The 12,255-nt window shown below is 62.5% G+C and carries 11 protein-coding genes; 4 read left to right on the forward strand and 7 right to left on the reverse strand.

Annotated elements, in window-relative coordinates; genetic code table 11:
* Positions 1-11: 11 nt before the first annotated feature.
* From mreD to ABC383_RS13235, 3 genes are all read right to left on the reverse strand, one after another.
* On the reverse strand, positions 12-524 hold the full coding sequence (gene mreD, locus ABC383_RS13225; RefSeq protein ID WP_413014620.1) for a rod shape-determining protein MreD: 513 nt from the start codon (positions 522-524) through the stop codon (positions 12-14).
* On the reverse strand, positions 521-1,558 hold the full coding sequence (gene mreC, locus ABC383_RS13230; RefSeq protein ID WP_413014622.1) for a rod shape-determining protein MreC: 1,038 nt from the start codon (positions 1,556-1,558) through the stop codon (positions 521-523). The genes mreD and mreC overlap by 4 nt, the downstream gene beginning before the upstream one ends.
* 114 nt (positions 1,559-1,672) lie before the next feature.
* Positions 1,673-2,716 carry a rod shape-determining protein gene (locus ABC383_RS13235; protein WP_194713925.1) on the reverse strand — a complete coding sequence of 348 codons (1,044 nt, stop codon included), beginning with the start codon at positions 2,714-2,716 and terminating at the stop codon, positions 1,673-1,675.
* A gap of 246 nt (positions 2,717-2,962) precedes the next feature.
* On the opposite strand from ABC383_RS13235, the gene gatC reads away from it, so the two are divergent.
* From gatC to gatB, 3 genes are read left to right on the forward strand one after another with little or no spacing between them, the layout of a single operon-like run.
* Positions 2,963-3,265, forward strand: coding sequence for an Asp-tRNA(Asn)/Glu-tRNA(Gln) amidotransferase subunit GatC (gatC, locus tag ABC383_RS13240; protein ID WP_217346108.1), 303 nt, complete (start codon positions 2,963-2,965; stop codon positions 3,263-3,265).
* Between the two features lie 34 nt (positions 3,266-3,299).
* Complete coding sequence (gene gatA / locus ABC383_RS13245; RefSeq protein ID WP_413014624.1) at positions 3,300-4,760, forward strand: Asp-tRNA(Asn)/Glu-tRNA(Gln) amidotransferase subunit GatA; 1,461 nt, start codon at positions 3,300-3,302, stop codon at positions 4,758-4,760.
* A 15-nt stretch (positions 4,761-4,775) separates the two neighbouring features.
* Positions 4,776-6,236 (forward strand): Asp-tRNA(Asn)/Glu-tRNA(Gln) amidotransferase subunit GatB, encoded by a 1,461-nt coding sequence (gatB, locus tag ABC383_RS13250; RefSeq protein ID WP_413014626.1) that lies wholly within the window; start codon positions 4,776-4,778, stop codon positions 6,234-6,236.
* A 58-nt stretch (positions 6,237-6,294) separates the two neighbouring features.
* Here the strand turns inward: gatB and ABC383_RS13255 are convergent, their stop codons facing one another.
* Complete coding sequence (locus ABC383_RS13255) at positions 6,295-6,921, reverse strand: DUF4124 domain-containing protein (protein ID WP_413014628.1); 627 nt, start codon at positions 6,919-6,921, stop codon at positions 6,295-6,297.
* 7 nt (positions 6,922-6,928) lie between these two features.
* Entirely contained in the window at positions 6,929-7,597 is a 669-nt protein-coding gene (gene pyrE, locus ABC383_RS13260; RefSeq protein ID WP_413014629.1) for an orotate phosphoribosyltransferase, read from the reverse strand.
* Positions 7,598-7,780: 183 nt separating this feature from the next.
* Between pyrE and ABC383_RS13265 the strand changes: the two genes are divergently transcribed.
* The gene (locus ABC383_RS13265) at positions 7,781-8,572 is read left to right on the forward strand and encodes an exodeoxyribonuclease III (RefSeq protein ID WP_413014630.1); all 792 of its coding nucleotides are present in this window, start codon (positions 7,781-7,783) and stop codon (positions 8,570-8,572) included.
* 76 nt (positions 8,573-8,648) lie between these two features.
* Here ABC383_RS13265 and ABC383_RS13270 read toward each other — a convergent pair whose 3' ends face one another.
* Together ABC383_RS13270 and ABC383_RS13275 are read right to left on the reverse strand one after the other, a co-directional pair.
* The gene (locus ABC383_RS13270; protein WP_413014632.1) at positions 8,649-9,443 is read right to left on the reverse strand and encodes an ankyrin repeat domain-containing protein; all 795 of its coding nucleotides are present in this window, start codon (positions 9,441-9,443) and stop codon (positions 8,649-8,651) included.
* 4 nt (positions 9,444-9,447) lie between these two features.
* A complete protein-coding gene (locus tag ABC383_RS13275; RefSeq protein WP_413014634.1) occupies positions 9,448-12,234 on the reverse strand; it encodes an ankyrin repeat domain-containing protein in 2,787 nt (928 codons plus the stop codon).
* Positions 12,235-12,255: the final 21 nt, after the last annotated feature.

Here is a 12,255-nt window from a genome sequence, read left to right on the forward strand (position 1 = left end):
GGTGAGCAGGATCAGATGGGCCGGGTTTCATCGCGGTCCACGGCGCGCCGCTGCGGCGCCAGCAGCATCCAGGTGACCAGCGGCCACAGCGCGGCGCTGACCAGGCTGGAAGCGAAGTAGTACCAGCCGGGAAACTTGCCGCTGACCAGCGCCTGGATCAGCATCTGCACCACCTGCATCAAGAGCAGCAGCGGCAGCACATGCAGCGCTTGGGTGATGGGACGAAACCACAGCATGCGGCGGTGGATCATGATCGCGAAATAGGACAGCAGCGTATAGGCCAGCGCATTCTCGCCCAGCAGCGACGCATTGTGCACATCCATCAGGAGGCCCATCAGAAAGGCCAGGCCGATGCCGACCTTGCGCGGCTGGTGCACGCTCCAGAAGATCAGCGTCAGCGCGACGAAGTCGGGCACGCCGTACAGGTCGCCCCAGGGCAGCAGGTTGAGCAGGAAGGCGCTGACCAGCGTGATGGCGATGAACAGCGGACTGACCGGGAGCAGGATGTATTGCGGACGGTTCATTTCTTTGCCTCGGCGGCGGACGGCGTGACGACCCGGGTGATGTTCTTCGAGGAGGCGCTGATCACGTTGGCGCCTTCCGTTTTGGCAACGGGCGCGGTTGCCGCCGGCGCTGCCTGCGCGGCGTCCTTGCCGGCATCCTTCGTCTTTTTCTTCGGCAGCTTTTCTTTCTTGTTTTCTTCCGGCGCCGGGCGCGGCAGTTCCTTCTGCTCATTGAGCAGGATCAGGAACTGCTGGTTGCGGTCGATGCCGGCGGTGGGCTGGCAGATGATGCGGGCGAAGGCGTCCGAGGACTTGTGCTCGACCGACACCACGGACGCCACCGCCAGGCCGGCCGGATAGACGCCGTCGATGCCGGAGGTCACCAGCACGTCGCCCTTCTTGATGTCGGCGTTGGCGGCGATGAAGCGCAGCTCCAGCACGCCGGACTGGCCGCGGCCGTAGGCCACGCTGCGCACGCCGCTGCGCACTACCTGCACCGAGATCGCCTGGTCCTTGTCGGTCAGCAGCGTGACCTCGGTGGTGAAGGGATAGAGCCGCGTCACCTGGCCGACCACGCCGGTGTCGTCGATCACGGGCTGGCCCAGCGCCACGCCGTGCTGGGAGCCGCGGTTGAGCACGATCTTGCGGGTGAAGGGGTCGCGGGTGTCGTACAGCATCTCGCTCAGCACCGACTTCACCGGCAGGCGTTCATTGGCGGCCAGCAGGCGGCGCAGCTGGGCGTTTTCAGCCGCCAGGAACTGTCCCTGCTGCAATGCCTGGGCATTGCGCACCTGCTCGGTCTTCAGGGTCGCGTTTTCCTGCTTCAGCGCCGTCATCGTGTTGAGGTAGCCGCCGACCGCATAGGCAGCGTCGCGCGGCGCCAGCGCCGCCACCTGCAGCGGGTAGAGCACGGTGCCGGCCAGCTGTCGCAATACCGCCAGCGTGTTGGTGCGGCCGTCCACCACCAGCAGCACGATGGCGATCAGCGCGAAGATGACGACTTTGGCGCGGGCGGAAGCGCCCTGCTTGAAGAGTGGCGGAGGATAGTATTCCATCGGTGAGGATTATCCTGCCCCGGTCGGGCAGGCCGGGCTGACATGACAAGAAGCGTGCATGCATGACCCGGCATGCCAGGCGCGGCACGCGTAGCGGCCGCGCCCTGCCGGCTTTTATTCGTAAGAGAAAATGGAACCGAGCTTGTCCATGCGCTCGAGCGCCATGCCGGAGCCGCGCACCACGCAGGTCAGCGGATCTTCGGCGACGATCACGGGCAGGCCGGTTTCTTCCATCAGCAGGCGGTCGAGGTCGCGCAGCAGCGCGCCGCCGCCGGTCAGCATCATGCCCTTTTCGGCAATGTCGGCGCCCAGTTCCGGCGGCGTCTGCTCCAGCGCATTCTTGACGGCCGAGACGATGTTGTTCAGCGGATCGGTCAGCGCTTCCAGGATTTCATTGCTGGAAATGGTGAAGGAACGCGGAATGCCCTCGGACAGGTTGCGGCCCTTGACTTCGAGTTCGCGCACTTCCGAACCCGGGAAGGCCGAGCCGATTTCCTTCTTGATGGTTTCGGCGGTCTGCTCGCCGATCAGCATGCCGTAGTTGCGGCGGATGTAGTTGACGATGGCTTCGTCGAACTTGTCGCCGCCGACCCGCACCGAGCCCTTGTAGACCATGCCGCCCAGGGAGATGATGCCCACCTCGGTGGTGCCGCCGCCGATGTCGACCACCATCGAGCCGGTGGCTTCGGAGACCGGCAGGCCGGCGCCGATCGCGGCCGCCATCGGTTCCTCGATCAGGAACACCTGGGAGGCGCCGGCGCCGAGCGCCGATTCGCGGATCGCGCGGCGCTCGACCTGGGTCGAACCGCACGGCACGCAGATGATGATGCGGGGCGAAGGCTTGAACAGCTTGGTGTCGTGCACCATGCGGATGAACTGCTTGAGCATCTGCTCGGTGACGGTGAAGTCGGCGATCACGCCGTCCTTCATCGGGCGGATCGCCTCGATGTTGCCCGGCACCTTGCCCAGCATCTGCTTGGCTTCCTTGCCTACTGCCTGTATGGTCTTCTTGCCGTTGGGTCCGCCCTGCTGGCGGATCGCGACGACCGATGGCTCGTCCAGCACGATGCCGAGTCCGCGTACATAGATCAGGGTGTTGGCAGTGCCGAGATCGATGGCGAGATCATTGGAAAAGTAACTGCGGAGAAATCCAAACATTGAATGGTCCTGAGCGCAACCGGTGCGCGTCGCTTGAGGGGTTATTTGTCGCCCGCGGCAGCCGCTTTGCTGGCGCCTTCAGGCAGTAACCCGACATTCTACCTTATAATTTGTCTCCTACCAGACGATGAAAACAGCCGAATTGCACGCCTAATGCGATGTTTTGCCAAGTTTTTATCGACTATTAGCTTATCTTTAATATTTCCAAAAACCTTTTCCGACAAGCGTCTCGCGCGCATACAAACCATGTCCCTTGCCCTTTCCGATGTCAAAAGATTAGCGATTCTGGCGCAGCTGGACCTGAGCGAGGAGCAGGCCGCCTCCACGCTGACCAAGCTCAACGGCATCTTCGATCTGGTGGAACAGATGAAGGCGGTCGACACCAGCGGCGTGGAACCGCTGGCCCAGCCCATCACTGCCTACGACCAGGCGTTCTCGTTGCGTCTGCGCGACGATATTGCCAATGAGCCAAACCGCCGCGAGGACTATCAGCAACCCGCGCCCGCCACCCAGGACGGCCTGTACCTGGTGCCCAAGGTCATCGAATAAGCCCAGGCCCAGCCACTGCCAAAAGAACCGATCCATGCATACAAAAACCATCAAAGAACTGTCCGCGCTGCTGCAGGGCAAACAGGTGTCGGCCACCGAGCTGGCACGCCACTTCCTGGCGCGCTCGCAGGCCAGCGCCCTCAATGCCTATACCGACATCAACGAGGAGCTGACGCTGGCGCAGGCGCGCGAGGCCGATGCCCGGCTGGCGCGCGGCGACGCCACTGTGCTCACCGGCATCCCGATTGCCCACAAGGACATCTTCGTCACCCGTGGCTGGCGCTCGACCGCCGGCTCGCGCATGCTGGAAAACTATGTCAGCCCGTTCGACGCCACCGTGGTCGAGCAATTCAACGCCGCCGGCGCAGTCACCCTGGGCAAGCTCAACTGCGACGAGTTCGCGATGGGCTCCTCGAATGAGAACAGCCATTTCGGCGCGGTGAAGAACCCGTGGGACCCAAGCGCGGTGCCGGGCGGCTCCTCGGGCGGCTCGGCCGCCGCGGTGGCGGCCGGTCTCGCGCCCGGCGCCACCGCCACCGACACCGGCGGCTCGATCCGCCAGCCGGCGGCCTTCTGCGGCGTGACCGGCATCAAGCCGACCTACGGCCGGGTGTCGCGCTTCGGCATGATCGCCTACGCCTCCTCGCTCGATCAGGGCGGCCCGATCGCCCGCACCGCCGAGGACTGCGCGCTGCTGTTGAACACCATGGCCGGCTTCGATCCGCGCGACTCCACCAGCGTCGAGCGCGACCGCGAGGACTACACCCTGGGCCTGAACGACAGCCTGGAAGGCCTGCGCATCGGCGTGCCCAAGGAATTCTTCGGCCCCGGCCTGGCCGCGGACGTGGAGCAGGCGGTGCGCGCGGCGCTGCAGGAATTCGTGAAGCTGGGCGCGACCCTGGTGGAGATTTCCCTGCCCAAGACCGAGCTGTCGATTCCCGTGTACTACGTGATCGCGCCGGCCGAAGCCTCGTCCAACCTGTCGCGTTTCGACGGCGTGCGCTACGGCCACCGCGCCGCAAACTACACCGACCTGTCCGACATGTACCGCAAGACTCGCTCGGAAGGCTTCGGCGAAGAGGTCAAGCGCCGCATCCTGGTGGGCGCCTATGTGCTGTCGCATGGCTATTACGACGCCTACTACCTGCAGGCGCAGAAGATCCGACGCCTGATCGCCGAGGATTTCCGCCGCGCATTCGAGCAATGCGACGTGATCATGGGGCCGGTGGCGCCAACCGTGGCCTGGGACCTGGGCGCGAAGGCCGACGACCCGGTGGCCAACTACCTGGCCGACATCTTCACCCTGTCGACCAACCTGGCCGGCCTGCCCGGCATGTCGGTGCCGTGCGGCTTCGGCCAGGGCGAAAAGAATGGCAAGCGGCCGGTGGGCCTGCAGCTGACCGGCAATTATTTCAGCGAAGCCAAACTGCTTAACATCGCGCACCGCTATCAGGGCGCAACCGACTGGCACCTGCGCCAGCCGACCGAACAATAAAACAGCGAGGTAAGTATGCAGTGGGAAGTTGTTATCGGTCTGGAGACGCATGCGCAGCTCACGACCCAATCCAAGATCTTCAGCGGCGCGCCGATCCGTTTCGGCGCGGAACCGAACACCCAGGCCTGTCCGGTGGACCTGGCCTTGCCCGGCGTGCTGCCGGTGATGAACCGCGGCGCGGTCGAGCGGGCGATCCAGTTCGGCCTGGCGATCGGCGCCACCATTGCGCCGCGCTCGATCTTTGCGCGCAAGAACTACTTTTATCCCGATCTGCCCAAGGGCTACCAGATCAGCCAGTATGAAATCCCCGTGGTGCAGGGCGGCACCATTTCCTTCATCGTGGAAAAGGACGGCAAGCCGGAGATGCGCACCGTGCAGCTGACCCGCGCCCACCTTGAGGAAGACGCCGGCAAGTCGCTGCACGAGGACTACCACGGCATGACCGGCATCGACCTGAACCGCGCCGGCACGCCGCTTTTGGAAATCGTCACCGAGCCCGACATGCGCAGCGCCGCCGAGGCGGTGGCCTATGCCAAGGCGCTGCATGCGCTGGTGACGTGGCTGGGCGTATGCGACGGCAACATGCAGGAAGGCTCGTTCCGCTGCGACGCCAACGTGTCGGTGCGGCCGGTCGGCCAGCAGGAATACGGCACCCGCTGCGAGATCAAGAACCTGAACTCCTTCCGCTTCCTGGAAGAGGCGATCAACTACGAAGTGCGGCGCCAGGTCGAGCTGATCGAGGACGGCGGCCGGGTGGTGCAGGAAACCCGCCTGTACGACCCCGACCACCGCGAAACCCGCTCGATGCGCAGCAAGGAAGATGCGCAGGATTACCGCTACTTCCCCGATCCCGACCTGCCGCCGCTGGCGATTTCGCAGGACTGGATAGACCGGGTGCGGGAAGCGATGCCGGAACTGCCGGGCGCGATGCGCGAGCGCTTCGTCGCCGACTACGGCCTGCCCGAATACGACGCGGTGGTGCTGACCCAGTCCAAGGCGATGGCCGCCTACTTCGAGGCCGTGGTGGCCGCCGCCGGGCGCGAGCAGGCCAAGCCGGCCGCCAACTGGCTCATGGGCGACGTGTCCTCGACACTGAACCGCGAGGGCGTGGACATTGCCGACGCGCCGGTCGGCGGCGCGCAGCTGGCGCTGCTGTTGAAGCGCATTGCCGACGGCACGATTTCCAACAAGATCGCCAAGGAAGTGTTTGGCGCGATGTGGGAAGCGAAGTCGGATGCGGCGGACCTGGCCGACCAGATCATCGAGTCCAAGGGCTTGAAGCAGATTTCCGACAGCGGCGCGCTGGAAAAGATCGTCGACGAAGTGCTGGCGGCGAACGAGAAGTCGGTGGCGGAATTCCGTTCCGGCAAGGAAAAGGCGTTCAACGCGCTGATCGGCCAGGCGATGAAGGCCTCGCGCGGCAAGGCCAATCCGGCGCAACTGACCGAGCTGCTCAAGCAAAAGCTGGGCGCATGAGCCAGCTGCCGGCCAGCGCTCGACAGGGCCTGGCCGGCGCGGCAGGCGTGTGACGGCCCTATTGCTGCGCCGCTTTCTCCTGCTGCAGTTCGCGGAACCGCTTCAGCATGGCGTCGGTTCGGCTGTTGATCATCAACATTTCCGCTTCATAGTCCCCCAGCCGGCGGCGGCTGGCGGCCACCGCGTGGTCGGCATCCTGCAGCCGCTGGCGCAGGTCGTGGGAAGTCTGCTGCTTGCGTACTGACAGCGCCAGTTCGTCCTCCGCTGCCTGCTGGCGCTTTTCGGCAGCGGCCAGCAGCAGGGTTTCGCGTTTGACGTTTTCCTGCACCAGGAGGATGTTGCGCTGGCCGGACGCGATGATCTCTTCCTCGCTGCGAAAGCGCGCCAGCAGCGCGCGGTCATGATGGCGGCGCTCTTCCGCCGCCAGTTGCTCGGCGCGGCGCGCCGCTTCCTCCCGCGCCTGCCGCTGCTTTTCCTCGGGCGTCGGCGGCGCCGGAATTTCACGGCGGGTAATGCCGCTCCTGTCGACTTCGCGCACCGGGCGGTTGCTGCATTCCGCGATCGGCCGGTCCGAGGTCAGGGTGCGGCCGGCCGCATCCTTGCAGATGTAGATCTTGGCCTGCGCATGCGCCAGCGCCGGCGCCAGCATCAGCAGCCATAGCAGGGCGGGACGCAGGCCGGCCATGTCCGTTTCAGGCGCCGCTGACGCCGTAGCGCTGGCGGTAGGCGGCAACGGCATCGCGGTGCTGCGTCAGGTCGGCATTGCCGCCGGCGGAAATGAAGTTCAGCAGGTCGTTCAGGTTGGCGATCGACACCACCGGCATGCCATAGGCGGCGCCGACTTCCTGCACCGCCGAGTTGGCCGACAGCGCGCTGTCGGCGCCGGAGCGTTCCATGCGGTCGAGCGCGATCAGCACCGCGGCCGGCGTGGCGCCGGCGGCGCGGATCAGGTCCACCGATTCGCGCACCGAAGTGCCGGCGGAAATCACGTCATCGATGATCACTACCCTGCCCTGGAGCGGCGCGCCGACGATGGTGCCGCCCTCGCCGTGGTCCTTGGCTTCCTTGCGGTTATAGGCGAACGGCACATTGCGGCCTTTTGCCGCCAGCGCCACCGCGGTGGCGGACGCCAGCGTGATGCCCTTGTAGGCCGGGCCGAACAGCATGTCGAACTCGACGCCCGAATCGATCAGCGTCTGCGCATAGAAGTCGGCCAGGCGGCCCAGCGTGGCGCCGTCGTTGAACAGGCCGGCGTTAAAGAAATAGGGCGAGGTGCGGCCGGCCTTGGTGATGAATTCACCAAAACGCAGGACGCCTGCATCGACCGAAAAGGCGATGAACTGCTGACGTAGATTTTCCAAGATGGGACCGTGTTGACTGGACTTGCGGGATCGCCATTTTAACGCGAAGTCGTTGCGGCTCCGGGCCAAAAATTCCGGAAGGCAATTGAAAATGCCTGCACGCCAGCGCATGGCCCGCCGCGCCAATTACAATACCGGCTGCCAACCGCCGGCCCCCGGCCTCTTTTCACCACGACTGTTTCCATGCTCAAGATCATTTCCGCCAATCTCAACGGCATCCGCTCCGCCACGTCCAAGGGCTTTCTCGACTGGCTGCCGGCGCAGGACGCCGACTTCGTCTGCATGCAGGAACTCAAGGCCCAGGCGCCCGACATGACGGCCGCCATGCTCAACCCGGAAGGCTATTACGGCTATTTCCACTATGCCGAGAAAAAAGGCTACAGCGGCGTCGGCATCTATGCCCGGCAGCAGCCGCTGCAGGTGATCCAGGGCCTGGGCGTGCCGGAAATCGATGCCGAGGGCCGCTATATCGAACTGGTCTATGAAGGCCTGTCGGTGGTGTCGGTCTACCTGCCTTCCGGCTCCAGCGGCGAGCACAGGCAGGTTGCCAAGTTCGCCTTCATGGAGCATTTCTACAAACACCTGGCCGACCTCGCGCAATGCGGGCGCAAGGTGGTGATCTGCGGCGACTGGAATATCGCGCATCAGGAAATCGACCTGAAGAACTGGAAGGGCAACCTGAAGAATTCGGGCTTCCTGCCAGAAGAGCGGGCCTGGATGAGCGCGGTGCTGGAGGAGCTGCGCTGGGTGGACGTGTACCGCCGCCTGCATCCCGAAACCACCGGCGATGCCTACACCTGGTGGAGCAACCGCGGCCAGGCCTGGGCCAAGAACGTCGGCTGGCGCATCGACTACCATGTCGCCACGCCCTGCATCGCCGAATATGCGCGCACGGCGGCCATCTACAAGGAAGCGCGGTTCTCGGACCATGCGCCGCTGACCATTGCCTATGACTGGGCATTGCAGACGGCATAGACCCGTTATGGGCTTGAAAAATTGCCTGCATAGCTGCGCGACGTGTCAGTCTGCCACGGCGCTGCGTGGCAGCGTATCACTGCAATTCCATGACGCACCGGAAGCGAGCAACCGATGTCAGAAAATCGGCAAGCTCACCATGTCCTGATTCCCGCGCAAGTTCGGCAGCGGTCTTGTTTGCGCCATCAGTGCGGTTAATTTCGTTTGCAGGCAACTTCCCCAGCAGCAACTGCACGACGTCATGCTGCCCGCGGTGCGCTGCATGATGTAGCGCAGTCTTACCTCCGCTATCGGCAATGCAAGCGATCTTTGCAATGATCGGGTGCTGCAGCAACGCTTTCAACGACCCTGCCATGCTGTGCACAATCAACAATAGCAGAATATGTTGTGCATAGTTGCTTTGGGTGTTGATGGCATCGATTACCTGCTGGACCTGGAGCAGGGCGCCAACCATGACGGATTGTCCTTTCCTGATCGCGAGTTCAAGAACGTCGCTGAACGCCAATTTTTCCTGTTGAAAATTGACGGGCCACCTTACTGTCAGGGGACGTTCCGCTTCCGGGCCACGCATTACCGTGGCACGCACCTCCGGCATCTGCAGGAGTTGGGCAAACAGGCCAGCGTCGTCAGCCTGCACGGCGAGCATTAATGGCGTGAAACCTGTTACGGTGCGAAGTCCCAACAAGCGATGCAGCTCCGGAAACGTGCAAAGATAATGGAACAGTGCCCTGTCCCCCGAATGCAGTGCCACGGCAGCCAGGTTATAGGGGCTATTCGATGCTGCCTCAAACTGGCGAACTGAAGCAATTTCAGTCAGCGCGGTAACGGTAGTCACGTCGTCCAGCTTGGCTGCCCACCTGGCGAGCGACATGGTTTCATGTATTCTGACCCAGACCCGTAATGCCGAACCTTGCGGGCGAAGCAGCCTGCCGGGCCAACTCGGGATGCGTCAACAATACCTTCAATGCAGCCGCGCTACGGGAAGCGACAGCCGCTTCCAGCATGGTCTTTCCCCTTCCATCGAGCCGACCCGGAAGCTGCTTGTAAACCGCATCGATCCGCATCAGCCGCTGGAGAACTGCGGGGTGATTTTCATCAATTGCTACAGCAACGGCATCATGGCCCGTTACTGTCCTCTGATACACGCCCTGCACCACTTCATCTACTGCAAGCAGGCTTTCCAACGTTGCCATATCGCCGTTGGCGGCAGCGTGATACAAAGGCGTCAGGCCATATTGGTCAGGGTACGCCGCAAGCTTTCTGCCTTCCGGACATGCCAGCAAGGCCTGCATGACAGAAGGCATTTGCGCGCTTGCTGCTCCATGCAACAAGGAAGCTTTATCGTCACCCAAATAGCCGGCTACTTGTTCCCCGCCCGGGCCTGCCAGTAGCGCCAATGCCCTGGACTCATCCTTGCTCTTGATGGCGGCAAAAAGCTCCTTTGCAATTCCCCGACGCTGGCGTGGCGTCGTGGCCGGTAATACGCGTTTTGCAGGCAAAGCGGACGCTTCGGGCAGCATTGGCGGGATGTCATCGTTTCGATCCCGGGTGGGTGCTGCCAAATGCCGGTTTTTTTTCCTGCTGCCTTTGTTCTTGCCTTGAGCAGGCTGTTTCGATGAAGGCTTTTTCGCGTTGTGCTGCGCGGTCATTCCTTTATCTGGCCCGGATTCCACCAATGGCTGCTCTTCCTCTTCCTGTTTCATTTCCTTGTTCGATTCAAGCAGCGCTCGAGCACGCGCTACGACCTCCTGGCTGACAAACTTCTTCTTTGCGACGCGTGAAGTACTGACAAATCCTTCAGTGTCACTCCTGGCATAAGTTGGCCTGCTAATCGAGTTACGGCCGGAAATTGTCGATGAGGAAAGGCTTGTTTCGCTAACCGTGGTAACTACAGGCTGCGTCTTCAAAGGACGATCGCCCACTACATGGGTCCTCACCGGCTTTGCCCCGGCGCCGGAAACGGGCTTCAGATAGCGGCCCAGCTGCAGCGACAAGGATTGCTGGCCTTCGTTTTCCTCAAGCTCTGATGCGTTCACATCGCCTTCGCTCACGGGTACGGCCGCGCGCGCCAGAGCAGTCAGCAAGGAGGCAGCCAACTCAGGTGTGATCAGATGCTGATTGCGCAGATAAAACAGACCCTTGCGCAAGCCACCGACCGTTTCAGGCTTATTCAATTTCGCCAGCCTGAATTGCATCAGGGTCATCGATGCCTGTTTCGCAGCCAGTTCTATCCGGCTCAGCATCTCCGCGGGTAAAGCGGCTTGTTCATCCTGCTTCTCGACGACCTGCGCGTCAGCGGGTGCAGGCGTTGCAATCCGCTGCAGCTCGTGCTTGTGCCAGGCTTTGATGAAGCTGACGAGATTGGTCAGCGTCTGCAGGGAGAGGCCGAGCAGCTGGTCTGGATCTGCATTGGCCACCATGTCGAGCAGGCGCCTGCCGGCATTGGCATAGCCCAGGCGCTGGTCGGTATTCCAACCGGCTGGCAAACCACTCTCGTGCATTGCCCGCAACAAGTTGACGCACGCAGCCAGTAAGCGGCCCTCGTTTTCCAGCAGGCGTCCCGGTTGCAGGAAGGCGACGCTGGCGATCATCTGCTTCCAGAGTGCGGCAAGCAGGTCTGATTCGGCTTGCGATGGTTCTTGCACAACACCGGCCCTGGCGGATGCTGCTGCGTCTCGTGCCCCGATATCGAGCAGGCGCTTGAAGAGATTGAACAGGCTGGACAGGCCAACGCCACGCTCGGCCAGCAACAACTTGAATGCTGGCTCCGAACTCAGCCAGGCAACCACTTGCGCCAGGGAGTCTTCCTTGCCAACAAACGACACCAGGCCGTATTGAAGCATTGTTGCCAGTTCAGCTGCGGTCTTGCCGAGATTATGTTCGTCCAGTTCCCTGGATAGGCGGCCACTCGTTTTCCAAACCAGCGCCCCGCGCAGAAATTCGCCAAAGACTTCCTTCGAGAACATCTTTACTTCCGGCGCGCAGGCACTGTCGGCCCCAAGCAATCCCGCCTTGTAGGCCCGGCTTATCCAGTTATGCACAGTCAGCATCTGTCCATAACACATGCTTTCAATACCTCGCTGCTGGTCGACGCTGGCAAGCAGGCTGGCAGTAATACCGTCCAACGCATGAAGAGCGTCATCCATCAGCCTGGTGTTGGCGGGATAGGCCGAGAAGCCCTTGACGTTGGCAAAGGCACTCAGGCCGAGGCAGATGGCTTCAACATCAGACGGCTGTTGTAGAACCAAAGCAGGCTGCTTTCCTTGCAGCGCGACCTGCAGACGCTGCGTAAAGGCCAGTACCGCATAACGAAAGCCGGGAACCGGCGCGACGTCCAATTTAGCGCCGATGGCATCATCGATGGCCGCTTGGCTTGTATGCAATTGCGTGCACAACTCATGCAGGCGCTGCAGGGTCCGGGTATCGATCGGATCCATCCCATTCAACACCTCCGTCAACCGACGAAGCGTGGTGCTTGTCTCGGCATGGATGGTTCGCCTTTGGAAAATCGTTGGGCCGGCTCCGCCAGTTCGTTGGCTGACAACGGGCAATGACGACTCGCCGTCTTGATGGGTTTTGTCGGCGGCGGTCTGCCTGGATGACGGTGCGGATACATTGGTGCAACGAGACAACGTCCCGTCGGCGAAAGGAAGGAAGGACATGAAAAAAGCTCATCAGGTTAC

Origin of the sequence: Noviherbaspirillum phoenicis (assembly GCF_047237965.1) — a bacterium.
Taxonomy (GTDB): domain Bacteria; phylum Pseudomonadota; class Gammaproteobacteria; order Burkholderiales; family Burkholderiaceae_D; genus Noviherbaspirillum_A.

Excerpts from the sequence above, each read along its gene's own strand:
- gatC (WP_217346108.1), top strand. The coding sequence starts at position 2,963 with ATGTCCCTTGCCCTTTCCGATGTCAAAAGATTAGCGATTCTGGCGCAG.
- gatB (WP_413014626.1), top strand. The coding sequence starts at position 4,776 with ATGCAGTGGGAAGTTGTTATCGGTCTGGAGACGCATGCGCAGCTCACG.
- ABC383_RS13270 (WP_413014632.1), bottom strand. The coding sequence starts at position 9,443 with ATGTCGCTCGCCAGGTGGGCAGCCAAGCTGGACGACGTGACTACCGTT.
- mreD (WP_413014620.1), bottom strand. The coding sequence starts at position 524 with ATGAACCGTCCGCAATACATCCTGCTCCCGGTCAGTCCGCTGTTCATC.
- ABC383_RS13265 (WP_413014630.1), top strand. The coding sequence starts at position 7,781 with ATGCTCAAGATCATTTCCGCCAATCTCAACGGCATCCGCTCCGCCACG.
- mreC (WP_413014622.1), bottom strand. The coding sequence starts at position 1,558 with ATGGAATACTATCCTCCGCCACTCTTCAAGCAGGGCGCTTCCGCCCGC.
- ABC383_RS13255 (WP_413014628.1), bottom strand. The coding sequence starts at position 6,921 with ATGGCCGGCCTGCGTCCCGCCCTGCTATGGCTGCTGATGCTGGCGCCG.
- ABC383_RS13275 (WP_413014634.1), bottom strand. The coding sequence starts at position 12,234 with ATGTCCTTCCTTCCTTTCGCCGACGGGACGTTGTCTCGTTGCACCAAT.
- ABC383_RS13235 (WP_194713925.1), bottom strand. The coding sequence starts at position 2,716 with ATGTTTGGATTTCTCCGCAGTTACTTTTCCAATGATCTCGCCATCGAT.
- gatA (WP_413014624.1), top strand. The coding sequence starts at position 3,300 with ATGCATACAAAAACCATCAAAGAACTGTCCGCGCTGCTGCAGGGCAAA.